This is a genomic window from Mammaliicoccus sp. Dog046 (genome assembly GCF_034039665.1).
Classification (GTDB): domain Bacteria; phylum Bacillota; class Bacilli; order Staphylococcales; family Staphylococcaceae; genus Mammaliicoccus.
Genome location: NZ_CP120131.1, coordinates 956,341 through 977,220 on the forward strand (window position 1 = coordinate 956,341; position 20,880 = coordinate 977,220).

At 31.5% G+C, this 20,880-nt stretch carries 23 protein-coding genes and 1 riboswitch; of the genes, 15 read left to right on the forward strand and 8 right to left on the reverse strand.

The features are described from left to right. Positions 1-14 precede the first annotated feature (14 nt). From menE to P3U32_RS04900, 6 genes are all read left to right on the forward strand, one after another. Positions 15-1,424, forward strand: a complete 1,410-nt coding sequence (gene menE / locus P3U32_RS04875; RefSeq protein ID WP_323704485.1) for an o-succinylbenzoate--CoA ligase — start codon at positions 15-17, stop codon at positions 1,422-1,424. Beyond that, positions 1,411-2,415 carry an o-succinylbenzoate synthase gene (gene menC, locus P3U32_RS04880; RefSeq protein ID WP_323704486.1) on the forward strand — a complete coding sequence of 335 codons (1,005 nt, stop codon included), beginning with the start codon at positions 1,411-1,413 and terminating at the stop codon, positions 2,413-2,415. Before menE ends, menC begins: the two co-directional genes overlap by 14 nt. Positions 2,416-2,629: 214 nt before the next feature. Next, positions 2,630-3,064, forward strand: coding sequence for a hypothetical protein (locus P3U32_RS04885; protein WP_323704487.1), 435 nt, complete (start codon positions 2,630-2,632; stop codon positions 3,062-3,064). A gap of 62 nt (positions 3,065-3,126) precedes the next feature. Further along, positions 3,127-4,485: a hypothetical protein gene (locus tag P3U32_RS04890; protein ID WP_323704488.1), complete on the forward strand. Its 1,359-nt coding sequence runs from the start codon at positions 3,127-3,129 to the stop codon at positions 4,483-4,485. 157 nt (positions 4,486-4,642) lie between these two features. Further along, positions 4,643-5,086 carry a DUF1430 domain-containing protein gene (locus P3U32_RS04895; RefSeq protein WP_323704489.1) on the forward strand — a complete coding sequence of 148 codons (444 nt, stop codon included), beginning with the start codon at positions 4,643-4,645 and terminating at the stop codon, positions 5,084-5,086. After that, on the forward strand, positions 5,079-5,693 hold the full coding sequence (locus P3U32_RS04900) for an ABC transporter ATP-binding protein (RefSeq protein ID WP_323704490.1): 615 nt from the start codon (positions 5,079-5,081) through the stop codon (positions 5,691-5,693). The genes P3U32_RS04895 and P3U32_RS04900 overlap by 8 nt, the downstream gene beginning before the upstream one ends. A gap of 81 nt (positions 5,694-5,774) precedes the next feature. Here the strand turns inward: P3U32_RS04900 and yidD are convergent, their stop codons facing one another. Next, positions 5,775-6,002 (reverse strand): membrane protein insertion efficiency factor YidD, encoded by a 228-nt coding sequence (gene yidD, locus P3U32_RS04905; RefSeq protein WP_323704491.1) that lies wholly within the window; start codon positions 6,000-6,002, stop codon positions 5,775-5,777. Positions 6,003-6,012: 10 nt separating this feature from the next. After that, positions 6,013-6,801 (reverse strand): hypothetical protein, encoded by a 789-nt coding sequence (locus tag P3U32_RS04910; RefSeq protein WP_323704492.1) that lies wholly within the window; start codon positions 6,799-6,801, stop codon positions 6,013-6,015. 66 nt (positions 6,802-6,867) lie between these two features. Here P3U32_RS04910 and ytkD point away from each other — a divergent pair, with 66 nt between their 5' ends. Both ytkD and P3U32_RS04920 read left to right on the forward strand, forming a co-directional pair. Next, positions 6,868-7,335, forward strand: coding sequence for an RNA deprotection pyrophosphohydrolase (gene ytkD / locus P3U32_RS04915; protein ID WP_323704493.1), 468 nt, complete (start codon positions 6,868-6,870; stop codon positions 7,333-7,335). Continuing rightward, positions 7,316-8,089, forward strand: coding sequence for an alpha/beta hydrolase family protein (locus P3U32_RS04920; RefSeq protein WP_323704494.1), 774 nt, complete (start codon positions 7,316-7,318; stop codon positions 8,087-8,089). The genes ytkD and P3U32_RS04920 overlap by 20 nt, the downstream gene beginning before the upstream one ends. 819 nt (positions 8,090-8,908) lie before the next feature. Here P3U32_RS04920 and pckA read toward each other — a convergent pair. Beyond that, positions 8,909-10,513 (reverse strand): phosphoenolpyruvate carboxykinase (ATP), encoded by a 1,605-nt coding sequence (gene pckA / locus P3U32_RS04925; RefSeq protein WP_323704495.1) that lies wholly within the window; start codon positions 10,511-10,513, stop codon positions 8,909-8,911. Positions 10,514-10,692: 179 nt separating this feature from the next. Next, positions 10,693-10,806: riboswitch (SAM riboswitch) on the forward strand. A 102-nt stretch (positions 10,807-10,908) separates the two neighbouring features. Between pckA and metK the strand changes: the two genes are divergently transcribed. The 3 genes from metK to P3U32_RS04940 all read left to right on the forward strand — a co-directional run bounded on the left by metK (position 10,909) and on the right by P3U32_RS04940 (position 14,290). Next, positions 10,909-12,102 carry a methionine adenosyltransferase gene (metK, locus tag P3U32_RS04930; RefSeq protein ID WP_323704496.1) on the forward strand — a complete coding sequence of 398 codons (1,194 nt, stop codon included), beginning with the start codon at positions 10,909-10,911 and terminating at the stop codon, positions 12,100-12,102. 342 nt (positions 12,103-12,444) lie between these two features. Further along, entirely contained in the window at positions 12,445-13,356 is a 912-nt protein-coding gene (locus P3U32_RS04935) for a nuclease-related domain-containing protein (protein ID WP_323704497.1), read from the forward strand. Between the two features lie 91 nt (positions 13,357-13,447). Further along, a complete protein-coding gene (locus P3U32_RS04940) occupies positions 13,448-14,290 on the forward strand; it encodes an aldo/keto reductase (protein WP_323704498.1) in 843 nt (280 codons plus the stop codon). A gap of 49 nt (positions 14,291-14,339) precedes the next feature. Here P3U32_RS04940 and crcB (P3U32_RS04945) read toward each other — a convergent pair whose 3' ends face one another. The 4 genes from crcB (P3U32_RS04945) to P3U32_RS04960 all read right to left on the reverse strand — a co-directional run bounded on the left by crcB (P3U32_RS04945) (position 14,340) and on the right by P3U32_RS04960 (position 16,341). Then, the gene (gene crcB, locus P3U32_RS04945) at positions 14,340-14,687 is read right to left on the reverse strand and encodes a fluoride efflux transporter CrcB (protein WP_323704499.1); all 348 of its coding nucleotides are present in this window, start codon (positions 14,685-14,687) and stop codon (positions 14,340-14,342) included. After that, positions 14,684-15,049 carry a fluoride efflux transporter CrcB gene (gene crcB, locus P3U32_RS04950; RefSeq protein WP_323704500.1) on the reverse strand — a complete coding sequence of 122 codons (366 nt, stop codon included), beginning with the start codon at positions 15,047-15,049 and terminating at the stop codon, positions 14,684-14,686. The genes crcB (P3U32_RS04945) and crcB (P3U32_RS04950) overlap by 4 nt, the downstream gene beginning before the upstream one ends. A 91-nt stretch (positions 15,050-15,140) precedes the next feature. Then, on the reverse strand, positions 15,141-15,443 hold the full coding sequence (locus P3U32_RS04955) for a hypothetical protein (RefSeq protein ID WP_323704501.1): 303 nt from the start codon (positions 15,441-15,443) through the stop codon (positions 15,141-15,143). A gap of 46 nt (positions 15,444-15,489) precedes the next feature. Further along, positions 15,490-16,341, reverse strand: a complete 852-nt coding sequence (locus P3U32_RS04960; protein ID WP_323704502.1) for an MBL fold metallo-hydrolase — start codon at positions 16,339-16,341, stop codon at positions 15,490-15,492. Between the two features lie 183 nt (positions 16,342-16,524). Between P3U32_RS04960 and P3U32_RS04965 the strand changes: the two genes are divergently transcribed. The 3 genes from P3U32_RS04965 to P3U32_RS04975 all read left to right on the forward strand — a co-directional run bounded on the left by P3U32_RS04965 (position 16,525) and on the right by P3U32_RS04975 (position 18,548). Beyond that, positions 16,525-17,244 carry a transaldolase gene (locus tag P3U32_RS04965; protein ID WP_416361233.1) on the forward strand — a complete coding sequence of 240 codons (720 nt, stop codon included), beginning with the start codon at positions 16,525-16,527 and terminating at the stop codon, positions 17,242-17,244. 197 nt (positions 17,245-17,441) lie between these two features. After that, complete coding sequence (locus P3U32_RS04970) at positions 17,442-18,299, forward strand: cation diffusion facilitator family transporter (RefSeq protein ID WP_323704504.1); 858 nt, start codon at positions 17,442-17,444, stop codon at positions 18,297-18,299. An 84-nt stretch (positions 18,300-18,383) separates the two neighbouring features. After that, positions 18,384-18,548, forward strand: coding sequence for a hypothetical protein (locus P3U32_RS04975; RefSeq protein WP_323704900.1), 165 nt, complete (start codon positions 18,384-18,386; stop codon positions 18,546-18,548). Between the two features lie 315 nt (positions 18,549-18,863). Here P3U32_RS04975 and P3U32_RS04980 read toward each other — a convergent pair whose 3' ends face one another. Further along, positions 18,864-20,201 carry a PepSY-associated TM helix domain-containing protein gene (locus P3U32_RS04980; RefSeq protein WP_323704505.1) on the reverse strand — a complete coding sequence of 446 codons (1,338 nt, stop codon included), beginning with the start codon at positions 20,199-20,201 and terminating at the stop codon, positions 18,864-18,866. A 205-nt stretch (positions 20,202-20,406) separates the two neighbouring features. Between P3U32_RS04980 and P3U32_RS04985 the strand changes: the two genes are divergently transcribed. Further along, complete coding sequence (locus P3U32_RS04985) at positions 20,407-20,802, forward strand: hypothetical protein (protein ID WP_323704506.1); 396 nt, start codon at positions 20,407-20,409, stop codon at positions 20,800-20,802. Positions 20,803-20,880 lie beyond the last annotated feature (78 nt).

A 20,880-nucleotide genomic window follows, 5' to 3' on the forward strand; every position in this document is an offset into this window, starting at 1 on the left:
AAGGAGGCAACTTTATGAAACATTGGATTGAACAACGTGTGCAAGATGCACCAAATAAAATTGCATTTAAATATGGAAATAAAACAATAACATATAAAGCATTGTATGAAGATGCACTTCAAGTAGCTGCACATTTACGTCAACATAATATAGAACGTTTAGGTTTATATATACAGAACGAAATCGATCATGTCACATTCATCATCGGTGCGTGGTTAGCGCATGTTGAAATTGTTATGATCAATACGAAATTGACTTCAAAAGAAATAACTCATCAACTTAAAAGTGTAGACGTTCAAGTTGTATATGCATATAAGCAATTAGAGATTGATCAAGAAGTGAAACTGATTCAGGATATATCAACGCAAACGTATGATGTTAAACAAATGGATATTCAATTGAATATGGATGATATAGCGACCATTATGTTTACTTCAGGAACAACTGGTCCAGCAAAAGCAGTACCACAAACATTCTCGAATCATTATCACAGTGCATTAGGTTGTAAAGAATCTTTAGGTTATGACACGTCAACGCAGTGGTTATCCGTATTACCTATTTATCATATTTCAGGGTTGAGCGTAGTGATTCGAAGTTTAATCGAAGGGTTTACAGTGATAATAGAACCGAAATTTGATGTAACGCGTGTGATGAACATGATTAAGCAAGAACACATTACGCATATTTCACTCGTACCTCAAACGTTGAAATGGTTAATGGATGATGAATTAAATCAACCTTATTCATTACAAAAAATACTTCTTGGTGGGGCGAAATTATCTGATGATCTCATCAACCAAGCGTTAACGTATCAATTACCGATTTATAACTCATTCGGTATGACTGAAACCTGTTCACAATTTGTAACAGCAAGTCCAGAAATGTTAAAACATCAACCGAGAACTGTAGGAAAAATACCTACTAATGTACAACTCAAAATATTAAACAAAAATGAACAAGGACATGGTGAAGTCGCTGTGTTAGGTAAGAATGTAATGAATGGTTATTTAAATATCAATCAAGCAAATGATACATTTGAAGATGGATATTTTAAAACAGGTGATGTTGGATCGATAGATGATGATGGCTATGTATATATATATGATAGAAGAAAAGATTTAATTATTAGTGGTGGAGAGAATATCTATCCATTTGAAATTGAAAATATTATTTCAAAACATCCAGACATTATTAATTGTGTGGCAGTGCCTTTTGAAGATGAAGTTTGGGGACAAGTACCAGTACTTGTATATGAATCTGATGTGACATTGTCAGAAGCGGATTTCCAACCGTTATTAAATGAATATTTAGCGAAATACAAACACCCTAAACATGTTTATAAAATAAATGAAATCCCGAAAACATCAACAGGCAAACTTTCAAGAGTTAAAGTGAAAGCGTGGGTTGAACATGCCGAACAATGAAATGAAGTCTTTCAGTTTTAAAGCACCATTTCGTATACCTATAAAAACACCTTTAATTGAATTAGAAGAAAGGGAAGTCTTGATTGTAGAATGGGTCAATCATGATGGACAAAGCTATTATGGAGAATGTAATGCCTTTACTACAGACTGGTATCATTTCGAAACGATAGCTTCAGTAAAGACTGAATTAAGCCAATGGTTTCAAAAATATAAACACGCTGAACTAATAGATGAAGTCGAAGCATTCAATATGTTAGAAGATTTGAATGAATTCCCAAATGCGAGAAGTGTGATGTCTATGATATTCTATCAAATGTTCAATGAATTAGAATCCATTACAATCGCATACGGTGCAACTATTAATCAACAAATAGAACAGTATTTCAAACAATATGGAAAACAAATCCCAAGTAGAATTAAATTAAAATGGCATGACCAAATACATTCAGATATCGCATTTTTAGAAAAAGAATATCCGCATGTACAAATAGTTATCGATGCAAATGGAATGATAGAAGATAAAGATATCTCACTTCTAAATACATTTAATAATCAAAACTTCATCTATATAGAACAACCATTTAAAAATATAGAAAGTTACAAAGCGCATAGATCATCTTTAAAATTGCCAATATTTATAGATGAATCCGCTACAAGTCTTGAACAGATCAAACAATTTCAACACGCAGGACTTATAGATGGCGTTGTGATTAAACCTTCACGTGTTGGAGGTATAGATAAAGCATTAGCGATTATTAATTATTGTAAAGAACATCATTTGAAATATGTAATAGGCGGTATGTACGAGTTTGGTTTAAGTAGTTATTTCACAGCAATGTTAGCACAAGACAGTGACTATCCAAGTGATATCACACCAAGCGATTATTACTTTACAGATGATATCGTCGAAGAAGGCTCTACGTTAGAACAAAATAAAATCAAATATCCAATACCTCAAGTAAATCAAAATAAATTGAAAAAAACAGAGTAAAAGCAATGTCGCTTTTACTCTGTTTTTTTTTTTTATTTCTTATCTTTCTTCGGTGGTAGGAGATTTTATATAGAGATGAATAAATATAATAACAAAGTAAGTTTGTAAAAAAATTACATACAAACATTGAATGAAATCGCTTTATTATATATAATATTTATAGAATCTTAAATCTACATAGTTTTTTTGGATTCTAATTCAGAAATTATAATATGTGATTTCTGAAAATAATAAACAAAGGATGGTTGAAATGAAAAAGCAATTTGTTTTAGCGTCAGTATTAACTTTGGGTATTTCAAGTATCGGAATTATGGGAATAGCCAAGGCAGATATCACAAGTATTAATGGTGGTTCTGAAAATGTAGATAATTACAAAGGGTTAGTGCAAACAAAAACAGAAGATGCAAGTAATGGAACTACTTTTAGAGCGATATCGCAAGGTAAAGTAAGTGGAGGTTTTTGGATTAGAGGAATTAGGAACAAAACGGTTGTATCAGACTATAAACATTACAAGAAGCAAGGTAAAGGGACTGCGATAAATGGTAAAGGTTATGTTGGAAATGGTGGTTGGAAAAATCTAGGATATTTTTCATATGGAAGAGTAACTAAAACTTGGAGTGGTAATAACTCTTACTACGATTATAGATAGTGGAATGATACCCATTAAGTGTGATGAACTTAATGGGTTACTTTTATAGAATCGAGGTTATTATGAGGAAAATTATACTTGTATTAGCATTAGTTATTTCAATAATATTGAATTTTATAATAATTGATACTGCTAAATCATTATCTTTTTATTATCAAATTGAACATGAAAGTGAAAAAATTCATTTTGCATTTGATGACGAGAAAAAGCATAGTAAGAATGCTTTAGAATATTTCAACTATCTTTCACAGAAGTATAAAGTAAGTATTACAAAAGTAACTTATATAAGTGATCAAAAAGTAGTGATTAATACTTCTGATAGGTCCTTAAAAGAGAAAACTAAAACGGATGGAACATTTGAAATATTTGATAAAAATCTTAATATAAAGGTTTTTAATTTACAGGATTCCAAACTTTCTGAAGTGGGTACTTACTATCTTGCGGGTAAAGAAAATAATATACAAAAAGTTATTCATCTTATAAATCATAATGTAGGTACTGCTCAATCAGTGGATAATTTAATTGGAACTCAACTTAAAATAGATGAGTTTAGTTTAATTCTTTCTATTTTACTTATATGTATATTTTTTACTGTGTTTATACATTATTTACAAAACAAAAAGAGTGAATGTAAACATTTATATGATATGGGTTACAATTTTAAAACTTTACTGAATTTTTTGTGTGCAGAAATGAAAATTTATTGGCTAGCATATATTGTGTTGAATTGTACATTGAGTGCTGTTATATACGTATTGATTTATAAAGATTATGAGATTTTAAATTTGTTATTAGGTACTCTAATTAGTACGTTGATTTTATCATTTTCAACTATTGTTGTAATGATGCTTTTGATTTTATTGAATTTGAAAGATTTTATTAAAAATAAAAAAAGTAATAATTCCTTTTTAATGATGTATGCTTATATGATTTTAACTATCATTGCTGTTGTATTTATTTCATTATCCAATCAAAGTCTGATTAATAATTATGAGAGATATAAATATCATATGAGTTCAATTGAAAACTGGGATATTTCAAAGAATTTATATAAAACATTAGTGAGTGATCGTGGACAGGTACGAGATGAAAATCTATCAAAACAATTCAGCAATCAATTGAAACTTCTATATAATAGTAAGCACAATAAAGGATTTATTATTGATGCCGAAAACTTTTACGATGTTGGTCGACTTCCTTTATATAAATTAAATGAAAAAGAAAATGCGGATATAGAACCTAGTGGGAAAACAATCACAATTGATAAAAATTATCTTAAAATACATAGAATAAATGACTTAAACAATACAAATGTTATAAATCAGTTGGTAATAGATAATGATACAGAAAATATATTAGTTCCAATCAAATTCAAGAAGCACAGAGAATCTAAATCTAAATATTATATGGGTAGACAATGACGTTAAATACTTTACTTATGATTATGAAATAGGAGATAAAGCTAATAAAATAATAGCGCCAATCGCAATTGTTGAAACCGGAAACACTGATCCATTAAATTTTGAGACTTATTTTTCAAATAGATATGCTTTCAAAAGTTATCTTGATGATCCCTATATGACCATTAAAAGTGGGTTGGAAAAGTACAAAGTTGATGGTTATATTTCGAGTGTGATGTCTGTTTATGATACAAAAGTGGATGAGATAAAGGAATTGAAGTTAAATACTTATAAGTACATAGTTCTATCTTTAATTACAGGTATAACGTTTGTAATTATGACGTTTACTTTTATTAGATTATATTTTACTTCTTATCAATATCAGATTTTTATAAAACGAAATTTAGGTTATAGTTATTTTCAAATTCATAAATACATCATGGTATTTATATTATTAGTTAATGTGTTAATGGGGATATTAATGTTAACACAATTCAATGTTATTTCTTATTTGATTTTTTTGAGTGTCATTTTAATTGAAATGATAGTCACTTTATACTCATTTATAAAATTAAATAAAGAAAATGTAAATCAAGTTTTGAAAGGAAAACGAGATGATTAAGCTAAAAAATATTAATAAGTCATTTGGAAATAAGCAGGTTCTTAAAGACTTTTGTTTTAATGTTGAACAAGGCGATTTTGTTATTATTAAAGGTGCGAGTGGGACGGGGAAGTCCACGTTGCTAAATATTATAGGTTTGCTTGAAACCCCTGACTCTGGTGAAATTATGTTTAATAATTCTGTTATCAAGAAAGAGAAAGAAAAAGCAATATTGAGGAGAAACGAAATCGCATATATTTATCAAAATTATGGTTTATTTGAAAACGATTCAATTCTTAAAAATTTAACTTTGCCACTAAATGTTTCGAAAAAAGATTTATCCAAAATTGACGAAGTTATGCATAAAGTAGAATTATCAAGTTTAGATTTAAAAACTAAGGTTTATACTTGTAGTGGTGGTGAACAACAACGGATTGCAATTGCCAGAGCGATATTAAAAGAACCTAAATTAATTATTGCTGATGAGCCTACTGGAAATTTGGATGAAGAAAATTCTCTCAATATTATTAATATATTTAAGGAATTAAATCGTAAAGGTATTACGGTTATTATGGCTACACATGAAAAAGCATTCTTTGATATTGGCAATAAAATAATTGCTCTATAGTAATGTAAGATAAATGAAAAAGTAGAAAATCCATTTTATATGTGGATTTTCTACTTTTTATTTTTAATCTAAATATATTTATTATTTCTGATCTTTCTTCGGTGGTACTGGATCATATCCGCCTGGATGGAAGGGATGGCATTTGAGGATTCTAATTGTCCCTAACCATGTTCCTTTGAAGATACCATATTCTGATATTGCTTCTACTGCATAGTTTGAACATGTTGGTTGAAACCTACATGTTGGTGGCGTTAATGGTGAAATATAGCGTTGATATAATCTGATAAGTTTAATGAATAGTTTTCTCATATTCATGCTCCTATTTGTATTTATTCTTCGTTAAGTTATCATAAGGCTTAACTTTTGTTTTATTAAAGTTATAAAAATCAGTTGTTTGGTTCATATTTATTTTGATTTTTTCATTTTTTATATAACCCGTTGCTTTAATTGAAAATGTTAGTTTCTCAGGTAACGTTTTATTATCTTTAAAAGTTAATTTAAATTTTCCTGATTTCACATTTAAATTATCAATTTGACTTAATGATTGCTGGTCTACTAAAGGTGATTGACTATAACCTAATTGATATAAATATTTAAGTACATCTTTATTAGTACCATCATAAGTTAATGTTCTGCCATCTATCGTTACATCATTTTCTATCGGTTTAAGCATACTTTGATTAAATGTCGTTAAATCAAACCAATCTTGACCGATTTTTTGATAATGGTCTATTTCTGCATTTTGTGCTTCATAATTTAAGTAATGAACACGTGGAGATGATTTTAATTCATTCGCTTGAATAAAGATACTTTTATTTTGTGTATTAAATCGCTTGTTTGAACTCTTTTGTTCTATATTAAATGCGAGTTTATCATGATGATTTGAACGGCCATGTGACGTTTGATTAAATGTTGTTTTATGATCTTGAAAATCAATGGTCGTTTTATTTTGAGATTTAATTGAATGTGAATCTACATCTTTAATATTTTTTTGAAAAGATTCAATCGCTTTGTTGCCGTTTTTGAAATTACTTTGACCTTGTGGGGCACAACTTGCTAGAATGAAAGTAATGGTTATAACTAAGGTCGATAAAATTAATTTTTTCAATATTTTCAGCCTTCCTAATTAAATATAGATATAGTTTATCATAATACTAGAAAGAGGTCGTGTGTCATGCGCTTTATAGATCCAAATGATTTAGTTGTAGAATTAGAATTTAAAGAGAATGAAGATAATCAGCATGCGAAACACGTTCTTGGCATACCCGTTTATAATAATCAATTCATTTTGACACACCATAAAGTTAGAGGTATTGAATTCCCAGGTGGAAAAGTTGAGGCACATGAGCAGAATCATGAAGCAGTTTCGCGTGAGTTATATGAAGAGACGGGCGCAATCGCTAAACGCGTTAGATTTATCGCTTCATATATCGTGTATGATCAAATTCCATTTGATAAAGATGTATATTTTATTGATGTTGAACGTATTGAAGAAAAATCAGATTATCATGAAACGTATGGCCCAATCATCGTGGATCATATTGAAGAAGTGGAAGATGAGAAAAAAAGTTTCTTGCTTAAAGATGATGCAATATTAAAGTGTGTTGAAAGGGTGGAGGAACTTGGACTTTTTAAAAAGTAAAAAACTACCTGTATTTTTCGATAGTCATATAACCGAAGAAGTGACTTATGAAGTAGATCAATTAAAAGTTAAAGGCATGTTGATGACACCTCAAGATTCTGTTAATAGAATTGTTGTGTATTTAAGAGGTGGCAAAGGACAAATTGGTAAAGTCAGACCAGGTCGCTTGGCACAATTTAGTAATCAACATACACTTGTATTTGCACCTTATTATAGAGGGAGTAATGGCAGTGAAGGACGAGATGCTTTCTGTGGTAAAGATTTAAATGACGTTACCGTTGGAGTAGATATATTGAAACAACAATATCCAAATGTACCGATACATATCGTAGGCTTTTCAAGAGGTGGTATACAAGGATTATTAACATATCAGCAAATTGGTGTTACAAGTTATATCATATGGGGTGGCGTTTCAGATATATTAATGATGTACGAAGAACGCATTGAGCTTAGAAATATGTTGAAAAGAATGATTGGTCATCCGAAGAAAGACCGTAGTGCATATGAGACAAGAAATGCATTGAAGGATATACATCAAGATAGTCCACCAATATTAATCGTTCACGGTACGGAAGATAAGCAAGTTAATATCAATATGGCTAAACATTTAGAACAACATTTAATTAAAGAAAATGTTGAATATCAAACGATATATAAAGAAGGCGAAGGACACGTCTTTCGACCAAATATTGAAAAAGATACCGTTCACAAGATTCAGAAGTGGATGGATCAATGTGAGAAAAATAAAAGCTGAGGCAACATAGAGAGCCGGCAAAAGTATAGACTTTGTCGGCATTTTTTACGTGCATGCTTTCCGCGGGTATGTTCTCAGCCTGTAGTCTTCGAATCATGTTGTTCCCGCAGGAGTCAGCGCTAAAAATGCTTGAGTTTTGTGGCTAACGAGATAGTTCTGGAAAACAATCCTCTTAGAAAATCTAACGAGATAGAAAGTGAAAACAATCCCGTTAGCGGGAAAAAATGGTGTTCAGAAGTGAGAAATAGAGGTGAAATCCAAAGAAATAGTGCTCTAACGTGATAGTTCTGGAAAACAATCCCCTTAGAAATTCTAACGAGATAGAAAACAAAAACAATCTTCTTAGAAATTCTAACGAGATAGAAAGTGGAAACAATCTCGTTAGCGGGAAAAAATGGTGTTCAGAAGTGAGAAATAGAGGTGAAATCCAAAAAAATACTGCTCTAACGAGATAGTTCTAGAAAACAATCCTCTTAGAAATTCTAACGAGATAGAAAGTGAAAACAATCTCGTTAGCGGGAAAAAATGGTGTTCAGAAGTGAGAAATAGAGGTGAAATCCAAAGAAATAGTGCTCTAACGAGATAGTTTCAGAAAACAATCTTCTTAGAAATTCTAACGAGATAGAAAATGGAAACAATCTCGTTAGCGGGAAAAAATGGTGTTCAGAAGTGAGAAATAGAGGTGAAATCCAAAGAAATAGTGCTCTAACGTGATAGTTCTAGAAAACAATCTCGTTAGCCATCACATTCACATGTATATCAATAATAAAAGCTGAGGCAACTTGTACAAGTTGCCTCAGCTTTTTATAAATCATAAATTTAATTATTTTTATTAAATGTAAATCCACCATCATTTTGAATATGTTCTGATGACTCACCGAATTTAGCAAAGTTTTCTTTAAAGTTTTTAGCTAGTTGTTTTGCTTTTTCATCATAAGCATCTGAAGAAACCCAAGTGTTACGTGGATATAAAATTTCTTCTGGTACGCCTGATACGTATTTCGGAATATTTAGTCCGAAGATATCATCTTGTACGAATTCAGCATTTTTAATTTCTCCACTGATTGCTCTGCGAATCATTGAACGTGTATGTTTAAGATCCATTCTAGAACCAACACCATATTCTCCGCCAGTCCATCCTGTGTTTACAAGATATACATCAACATCATGCTCATCTATAAGTTTACCTAATAGTTCTGCATATTCAGTTGCATGTAATGGTAAGAATGGTGAACCGAAACATGTTGAGAATACTGGTTGTGGGCTAGTAACGCCTCTTTCAGTACCTGCTAATTTAGAAGTAAATCCACTTAAGAAATGATACATTGCTTGTGATTTATCTAATTTAGAAATTGGAGGTAATACGCCAAATGCATCTGCTGTTAAGAAAATAATTGTATTTGGATGTCCCGCAATTGATGGAGTAATAATGTTATCGATAAAATCAATAGGGTATGCAGCACGTGTGTTTTCAGTTAATGATGTATCCTCATAATCAACTTCACCTGATTCTTGCACGCCAACATTTTCTAATACTGTTCCGTAACGAATCGCATCATAAATTTGAGGTTCTTTTTCACGACTTAGACTAACTGTCTTCGCGTAGCAACCACCTTCAATATTGAATACACCATTTTCATTCCAACCATGTTCATCGTCACCGATTAGTTTTCTGTTTGGATCTGCTGATAATGTTGTTTTACCTGTACCTGATAAACCGAAGAATAAAGCAACATCTTTATTGTAGCCAACGTTAGCTGAACAATGCATACTCATAATGCCTTTTTTAGGTAAAAGGTAGTTCATTACAGAGAAGATACCTTTCTTCATTTCACCTGCATATTCAGTACCACCGATCAAAATAACACGATGTTTGAATGATGTAATGATGAATGTTTCAGAATTAGTGCCATCTACTTCAGGATCTGCTTTAAATCCTGGTGCACTAATTACAGTGAAGTTAGGTGTAATGTTTAATGCTTCTTCTTTCGTTTCTGGGCGGATAAACATATTTTGTGCGAAAAGGTTATGCCAAGGAAGTTCGTTGATTACTCGTAAGTCTAATCTTGAAGATTCATCAGCTCCAGCATAGCCATTGAATACGTATATATCTGATTTTTGGTTTAAGTAGTCTATAACTTTGTCATATAGATTGAGGAAGTATTCTTCTGAGATCGGTTGGTTAATTGTACCCCAGTCGATGTCTTGTTCTGTATCTTGTTCTTTAACTATAAATTTATCTTTTGGTGATCGACCTGTGTATTTACCTGTTTCCATTCTAATTGCACCAGATTCAGTTAATATACCTTCACCAGATTCTAAAATGTGACGGTACAATTCTGTTCTAGACAGTTGGTTGTGAGTAGATTCCTTTTTGAGCAGGTTAGTTAATTCGATTGTTTCCGTAATAGTCTGTATTGCCATAAATGACGACCTCCATATGTTAATTTTATAGTTGTAAGCATTTTCATGGAATTAGTATAACACATTGAATTTTATAGTCTATACTAATTGGGGAATTTATTATAAAAATTTTATAATACGAGAACTTGAGGTACATTGACATTAATGAAAATCTCTAGTATTATCATTTTTGACGGATTCTCTTATCCTGAGTGGTGGAGGGACATGGACCCAATGAAACCCAGCAACCTCTTTCGAATGCGAAAGAAAGGTGCCAAACCGTTTGCAGACCAATATTGTCTGAACGATAAGAGCGAATGGACGAGTGTGCCTTCTCTCTTTATTTTATTGAGAGTGGGCACTTTTTATTTGCGCTGAGGTAGAGACCGTACAACTATATTTAAAGGAGATTTTTTATGTCAAAAAATAGAAGACTCTTCACATCTGAATCGGTAACTGAAGGACACCCAGATAAAATCGCGGACCAAATTTCTGATGCGATTTTAGACGAATTATTAAAGGGAGATCCTAAAGCGAGAGTCGCATGTGAAACAACAGTAACAACTGGTATGGCACTTATTGCTGGTGAAATATCAACTTCAACTTATGTCGACATTCCAAAAGTAGTTAGACAAACGGTTAAAGATATAGGGTACACAAGAGCGAAGTACGGTTACGATTTCCAAACAATGGCCATTTTAACTGCAATAGATGAACAATCAGCTGATATAGCTCAAGGTGTTGATTGTGCATTAGAAGATAGAGACGATTTAACTGATAATGAAATAGAATCAATTGGCGCAGGAGACCAAGGTTTAATGTTCGGTTTTGCTACTAACGAAACAGAAACTTATATGCCTTTACCTGGTTACCTTGCGCATCAATTAGCGAAAAAATTAACAGATGTACGTAAAGAAGGTACGTTAGATTATTTACGTCCAGATGGTAAGACGCAAGTAACAGTTGAATACGATGAAAATGATAAACCAGTAAGAGTAGACACAGTTGTCATTTCATCACAACATCATGAAAAAATTGAACTAGAAAAAATTCAACAAGATATTAAAGACCATGTTATTTATCCAATCGTGCCTAAAGATTTATTAGATGAGAATACTAAATTCTTTATAAATCCAACAGGTAGATTCGTAATTGGTGGACCTCAAGGTGATGCTGGTTTAACTGGTAGAAAAATTATCGTTGATACATACGGTGGCTATGCAAGACATGGTGGCGGTTGTTTCAGTGGTAAAGACCCAACAAAAGTAGATAGATCAGGTGCTTACGCTGCAAGATACGTAGCAAAAAATATCGTAGCAAGCGGCTTAGCTGATAAATGTGAAGTCCAATTAGCTTATGCGATTGGTGTGGCACAACCAGTATCGATTTCTATCGAAACTTTCGGTACAGGTAAAGTAGACGAAACATCATTAGTTGAAAAAGTAAGAGAATTATTCGACTTAAGACCAGCAGGAATCATTAAAATGTTGAACTTAAGACAACCTATCTATAAACAAACAGCAGCATATGGACATTTCGGAAGAACAGATGTTCAATTGCCATGGGAAGAACTAGATAAAGTTGATGATTTGAAGACATTACTTAAATAAGAAGTTATAAACCCCAAACTGCATTCGTAGTTTGGGTTTTTTTGATTTAGAGGGAGTGTTGTTCGCAAGATAGGACGAACGTGCAAATAAGAGTGTCGTTGTTTACAAGAATGGGCGAACGTGCAAATAAGAGTGTCGTTATTAGCATTTTGAGTTAAAAATGCAATCAAAATCACCTGATTTACCAAGTTATTTACAATTTTAGTGTTGATTAACTATTGAATTGTACGAAGTTTAAAAAATAACGGCATATATCGTATATATTTAAGGTTATATACTGAATTTCTTTAGGATTTTTACTATAATAGAGTTATTACATTTGAAAGGGAGCGATATGCAATTATGAGCCAATTAGAGCCGATTCATTATGGATTAATCGCAGCTGTTATTATTGCGATTATATTTATTATATTATTTTTCGTTGCATTGAAACAAAAGAAAAAATCTCTGAATAAAATTCAAGAAACACACAAACAACAGAACGAGTCATTGAAATCAGAACATCAGGAAAAGCTTGATCACGAAAGAGTAGAAAATAAAAAAGTATTAACTAAAGAAAAAGAAAATCATCAACAAGAAATTTCACAAAAAGAAAGAGAAATTGATTCATTAAAGTTATTCTCTAAAAATGAAGGCGAGTATATTACAGATAGACATTTATTAGAATTGAGAGATCAATTAGTAAATGAACGCCGAATTAGACCGGAAGATATGCATATTATGGCGAATATCTTTTTACCAAAAGATCCACTAGGCAAGATTCGTCAAGTTGATCATTTAGTATTAACGAGAACAGGTATTTATGTAATTGACTCAAACTTAGTTAGCGGTCATATTTACCATGGTATTACTGAACAACAGTTTGGTGATTTCCCAGTATTAGGTCAAGTGTTCGAAACATTAGATTTGAACAAGAACAAAGAGCAAACGTTATTACTTGAAAGAGAAGCGGACAAGAAGACAGCTGCGTTCCATTCTTATACGGATAATGTTAAGCATGTAGAAGCAACGACAGAAGAATTGCAAAGACAACTTGAATTGAACTATACGCCTACACCAATCTTATATTTCCATCCTAATGAAGTTTCTGAAGCAACAATCAGCAACTATTCACAAGATCCAAATATAAAAGTACTTGTTGGTGAAAAGCAATTACAACACTTCTTTAATAAATTCGTATTCCATGGTAGATTCCAATATAGCGTGGAAGATTTAGAAAGAATTATGGAAGAAATCGAAAAATTTAATCCGTAAGCAAAAAACATGAACTATTTAATTCTACAAGTTATACTTACCAAACAATGTTCATTTAATATTGAATGAATAATTTATAGGAGGTCTAAGAATGACTCAGAAGACAATAGAATTTTACAACGGTAATACAATTCCAGCCCTTGGATTAGGTACATTCAGAGTTGATAATAGCGACGAATGTAAAGAAGCAGTTAAACATGCGATCATAAGTGGTTATCGCCATATAGATACAGCGAAAGTGTACGAAAATGAAGAAATGGTTGGACAAGGCATTAAAGAAGGTTTAGCTGAAGCTGGTTTAAATCGTGAAGATTTATTCATAACAACTAAGCTTTGGATGTCTGATTACGGTCGTGAAAGCGTGCAAGCAGCATATGAAGCGTCATTACAAAGACTAGGTCTTGATTATGTTGATTTATATTTAATTCATTGGCCAGGTATAGATTCAGCATTAATTGTTGAAACTTGGAAAGCAATGGAAGCTTTATATAATGAAGGAAAAGTAAAAAATATTGGTGTAAGTAATTTCAATGTAAATCACTTAGAAGATTTATTGAAAGCTACTTCAATTAAACCAGTCATCAACCAAATTGAATGTCATCCATACATGACTCAAACAGAATTAAGATCTTACTTGAAAGCACAAAATATTGTCGCTCAATCATGGTCTCCATTAATGAATGGACAAATTCTTGAAGATGAAGTTGTTAAAGAAATAGCAAATGAATTAGGTAAAACACCAGCACAAGTAATCATCAGATGGAATGTTGATGAAGAAATTGTTGTAATACCTAAATCAGTTACACCATCAAGAATTGAAGAAAACTTAAACGTATTTGATTTTGAACTATCTGAAAATCAATTAGCAAGATTAAATGATTTAAATAAAGATGAAAGAATTGGTCCAGACCCAGCAGAATTTTCTGGTCAATAAAATTGAAAAAGCATATCACGTAGCTACGTGATATGCTTTTTATTATGGGTTAAAAAATATAACCTAAGTAACAAGCACTAATTGAAAGCACGATCGTTAAGAGGATATAAATAACCATTTGTTTATAAGATTTTAATAAAAAGCGTTCATACACTTCGAGTAGGTGAGTAGAGAACGTTGTGAATCCACCACAGAATCCGATAGCTAATAATGCATACATTGCGTCATCCGACTCGAAATGGTGCGCAACAATACCAATGATGAAGCTTCCAATTATATTGACTAATAATGTAGCTATTGGGAATGAAGTTGCGCAATACTTAGTACATAAATTGTTTACAAACTGTCTGCAAACAGCACCGAAACCTGAACTGATCATAATTAAGAACAATGTCATAAGCGAACGGCTCCTTTCTTATATCCTATAGCTATAAACACAAATCCAAGCAACATACTACTCAATACGTATATAAAAGCTAATAAGAATTTGCCATTCATTAATAATTGAACAGTTTCTAGACTAAGTGATGAGTATGTAGTAAAAGCACCTAGAAATCCAGTCGTAATTAATTTTTTGAAATTCGGGTGTGATTTGAAATAAGAAATGAGATAAGTTGAAAAAACACCCATTAATAAAGCACCTAAAACATTAACTGTGAGTGTAGCAAACGGGAAATAGGACTGTTGAATGAGCAACGCGCAAATGTAGCGCAAACTGCCACCTAAACAACCGCCAATAAATATAGCAATATAAACCATAGAAAATCCTCCATATAAAAATGGTGTCTAAATTTCTAATAGCTATCGTTAGCATAATTAGAACTTAGGCACCATTTTATCATTTATTAAGTTAAATAATACCGAAAAATTTAACGATTACGATAATGTGATAAACAATCACAACTAGTAATATAATAGGTAGAAATTTGTTTAATTTAGAAATAAGTTTATGTTTCTTAGATTGATGTTTTATTGATTTATCTGTCGCAATAACTGCAATAAATAGTATAATACCATTAAAAATACTACTTATTAAAACGAGTGATACAACTGAACCAAACAGCGTTTCAAGAAGAGGATTTTGTGCAGTTAAAAATAAACTTACGATTATAAGTAGAACTGATATATAAAAATAGCGCTTCGCTTTATCCATGATGCCCTCCAAAAATTCCATATAATCGTTTATACTATCACAAACTTTAATTTATTGCATCTAGTAACTGCATAACCTCTTCAAAATCATCCATTTTCTTGCAGTGACTAGGAATAATGAAAAGAGGGTCTTCATTATGTGATTTTAAATCTATTAATTTAGCATGTGTATCAATAAATAACTCACCGTTATAGGCCTGTTTAAGTAATCTTTTCGTTGGTAGTACGTCTTTTTCAATATTTGAACGACACCATGCAGCATCACTACACATAAAGATATTAAGCTCTGGGAATTTTAACATAAGGCCAATTTGTCCAGGCATTGCGCCAGGTAGTTGATAACTAATGATAACATCTTGATTAAATACTTTATTACCTGTACCTAATATAGGGTGGTCTGCTTTCACAAAATCATCAACAAATTCTATTCTTTCTTTAAAGTCATCTGGCATGACATGGAAGCTCAATTGTAAATTATTATTCGTTACTTGCTGTGTGATGAAATCGTGGTATGCTTCGCTAGATGTTATGATTGTGGCATTTTTAAAAGCATTTAAATACCCGATATGATGACTAGCAAAATTAGTTATAATGCAGTAATCAATTTCGTCAGGGTGGACATGGTTTTTCATCAGTTGGCTGGGTAATGATTCATACACTTTGTAATCTTGACGTTGAAAAAGTTTTAAAGTTTTTAAGTCTGTACTAGGTTTAACATGTTCAGAAAAGCCTGTATTGATTAAAATTTTAAAATCATTGATTTCTAAATAATAGGAAAAAATATAATATCTTTCGACAATACTTTTTTTACTATTATTGATGACTGCTTCGTCACCTAAAAATGAACCTGTTGTATATAGTTTAAAACGTTTTATAGTTTCTTTATTATCAGTCACCATCGATCACCGCCTACATCATCAGATTGTATGTATTACAATTGTTATTAATTTAATATTCATGTTTATTATGACACAAAATAATTGAAAATACATTTAAAGTAACTTCAAATATGCTATATAAATCAAATGATTTAGTAAGCGATTGCAAATTATGATAGTATAAAAATACATAACGTGAAAGGAATGAATAATGTGAGTAATCTTAAAGTACAAGTTTTTGCAGATGGGGCAGACATCGAAGAAATGAAACAAGCCTATCAAAATAAAGAAGTTGACGGGTTTACAACAAATCCGAGTTTAATGAAAAAAGCAGGTGTATCAGATTATAAGACATTTGCTGATGAAGTCGTAAAAGCCATTCCAGATGCTTCTATATCTTTTGAAGTATTTGCTGATGATATTGAAACAATGGCGAAAGAAGCAGAAATTTTAAAACAATATGGTGAAAATGTATTCGTTAAAATTCCAGTCGTTAATACTAAAGGTGAATCAATGTTACCTTTAATTAAACAACTGTCAGCGAACGATGTAAAAGTGAACGTTACTGCAGTTTATACAATTGAACAAGTGAAAGCGATCGTAGATGTAATTAAACCTGGTGTTGAAACATATGTTTCAGTATTTGCTGGTAGAATTGCAGATACGGGTGTAGATCCATTACCATTAATGAAAGAATCTGAAGAAATTTGTCACAGCAAACCAGGCGTAAAATTGTTATGGGCAAGTTGTAGAGAATTATTTAATGTCGTACAAGCAGATGAAATTGGCGTAGATATTATTACATGTCCAAAAGATGTCGTTGCTAAAGTACCTAATATAGGTAGAGACATTAATGAATTATCTGTCGATACAGTTCAAGGTTTCGCAAAAGATATTCAAGCAAGTGGATTAAGCATTTTATAATTTAAAATTAAACACAAGAATCTGAGTCATTACATTTTGTCCCAGATTCTTGTGTTTTTTATGTACTTTAAAATAGGTGCACCTAAATTTAAAATAAGGTAATTAATTTATATTATTTTACTATAGCTAATAGGTTAACTTGTCTTGTTATTTGTTATATAATCAAAATTCAGTGAAAAAATTGGAGCGATGAAAATATGGCTAATAACTTAAGAATTGCACAAAGAGGCGCATATGTGAGCCTTATAACATACATTATCCTATCTACAGTAAAATTTTTCGTAGGGGCAAGTTATAACTCATCTGCATTAAAAGCAGACAGTTTAAATAACTTAACAGATATATTCGTATCCATCGCAGTACTTGTTGGATTGAAAATCTCTGTTAAACCTGCAGATAAAAATCATCCTTATGGACATATGAAAACTGAGAATATTACAACTCTGATCGTTTCATTTATTATAATTTTTGTAGGTATTGAAGTTATTTCAAGTAATATTCCTAAATTATTCAAAGAAGAACTCAGTGAACCAAACACATTAACTATTTGGGTAAGTATAATCAGTGGGATAATCATGTTATTCGTTTATTTATACAATCAACGATTAGCAAAACGAACAAAAAGCACATCCTTAAAATCAGCTGCAAAAGATAATCTTTCCGATGCATTAGTGAGTATTGGAACAGGTGTCGGATTAGTATTTACGCAATTTGGTTTTCCAATTGTAGATATTATATTAGCTATATTATTAGGTTTGATAATAGTTTATACCGGATTTACGATTTTTAAAGAATCCGTATTTACGTTAAGTGATGGTTTTCATGAACATGACTTAAATTATTATATAGAAGAAATAGATGTTGTACCTGGCGTTTTAGAAGTGCCATCAATAAAAGGGAGGTACCATGGCAATAGTGTATTCTTAGATGTGACGATAGTTGTAGATAAACATTTAACGTTAGACGAAGCACATGATATATGTGATCTCGTTGAAAAACGATTAGATGAAGCGGGCGTTTATTCAGCATATGTTCATCCTGAGCCAAAGTTATAATAATTGAATTATTTAATATTTGTAATTAAATGTGATAAAATTATTATGTGAGTGTTTGGAAAATAACTAAAGGGGATGTTATTCGTGCAAATACTAGGCAAAGGATTTGAAAATAATTACCATTATTTCCATGTGATTACTGATGAAAATCATTTAATAAAAGTACGCGTTCCAGATGAAATGGACGATAATGACTTGAGACATTTATTAGAAGCCGTATGCAATGATTATGACCAAAGTAACAGTTAAATAGTATTGTTTGATGAAGAGACTAGGGTATACTTAGTCTCTTTTTATATTAAGCATTCTGAGATATCGTGCGATTAGGTATGAAACGCACGAAGACTTTAGGGTAAGAGCCGAGATATCGTGCGATTAGGTATGAAACGCACGAAGACTTTGGGGTAAGAGCCGAGATATCGTGCGATTAGGTATGAAACGCATGAAGACTTTAGGGTAAGAGCCGAGATATCGTGCTATTAGGTATGAAACGCACGATATCACATGTTCATATTTTATTTAAATAGTAAAAGGCAGAGATACAATCGTATCTCTGCCTTGTTTTTATGATTTTGATTTTCGTTTCCATATAATAAATTCAACTATTGCTACTACTATTAATGAAGCGCCAAACAATGGCATTAAAACACCTAATATTACTAAAAAGATAATCAATCCTATTGGTAAGCGCCCATTAACTTGTGGTACTGAACTGTGTGATATCGCACTTTTACGTTTAATCCAAGTGGTGAATCCAAATACAATGCCACTTATAAACGTAATACAGACGAGTAAATTTATAATTTTATTTAATGGACCAAATAGGTGTCCTTCATGTAAAGGTATGCCAAAGCTAAACCATTTACCAATGAGTCCATAGTCATCGTAATTGACTTTTCCTAATAATTTACCTGAATATTGATCGAAATAAGCTGTTGTTTCTTCTTTTGGTGCAACGTCTAACCCTGTGACACCTGTATTACTACTTTTCGAAACCGTAAATACGCCTTTGTCATCAGCAGGATAAACAATTGAGAATGGTTTTGTTATATGTTGTTTCTCGCTTTTAGAGATGATACTTTCTAAACTTTGTTGTCCATCTGTTCCAATTGCAATTTGAGAACCACCATGATGTTGCGCATGTGGATCTTTCTTTGATTTAGGTTGTTCTTTATTTCTTGTAGCCCACGGTAGTTCGTTATCTTCTGATTGTGGGGGATTAGCAACCATTGCTGAATAACCGAACTTGGGATGTTCTTCAGCAAACTGATTAATTTGTTTACCCATAAATGCTGACCAAGGTAATCCCGTTAAAATAATAATAAATATTGGTATAGCAATGATTAAACCAATGATGGCATGTATACGTCTATCCGCCAAAAATGAAGTTTTTTGTTTCGGTTTTTTAAAAGCTTTAGATTTAAATGTTAAATAAACACCTGATAAAATCATAAAGATTGCCCAACATGCTGCAAGTTCAACCAAGTAGTTTACGAAACTACCGCCTATCATTAATGAACTATGCGTATCTCTTAAAACATTTGCAAAAGTAAATTTTGCATTCTGATTGGCAACTCTTTGATTGTGTTCATCTAAGAAAACATAACGTGAATCCCCATCTTCGTTACCAATTGTAACGCGATTATTGTATGGTTCATCCATAATACTGATCTTTTGAATTTCATAACCTTTGTACACATCTCTAATTTCTTGTACAGCTTCATCTAAGGATTGATGTCCTTTCGTATCACTATTCGCGAAAAATTCATGCTCGTAAATGTGGTTTTCCACGTTTGTATAGAATAAATATCCTATTCCCGTTAAAGATAGTGTAAGCAATAATGGAGAAATGAAAAATGCAGCATAAAAATGCAGTCTTCGTAGTGGTTGATAATTCTTCATTTATGTTACCTCAATTTCAAATTTTATTTATATCACTTTATAAAGTATAATTAATATGTAAGAAATACAAGGTGGAAAATATTATAAATATGAACTTTTGGTGAAGTGAGAAAAATCGATGTAATAAATGACGCGAAAATGTAATATTAAAATACTCTTAAAATTTTGTATAAAATGTTAAAATTAAGGTAACAGAGTGAGGTGAATGACAATGCTAACAAATTTCAAATTGTATAACGATAAAAAGAATCGTAAATTAATTGTTAATCAATTTTACAGTAATTTAAATCATGAAAACATCCATGATGCGGTAATTAGTTTAGAAGAAAGAAAACATCAAGCTTTTCCACATGGTGAAGTATACTTCCAAAATGATTTGCCAGAAGAATTACAAGATGAATTAAAGTTAAGTAAGTCAGATGGGTTATTTATAGTTCAAGAAGATAATATTCAAAAGGGTGCAGTAATTCCATTACAATTGATCGTTCAATACTTAGTAGCGAATAGAACACAAATCGTTGAAGAAAAAGAACTAAGTGTCATTCAATTAGAAAATATTATTGATCGATTAGAATTGACGTTACACACTGAAAGCTTATAATAAATGAATACAAGCAAATAAAGAGGCGAAACGATTATGTTTCTGCCTCTTTATTTGCGATAGTAATCTAAAATAATG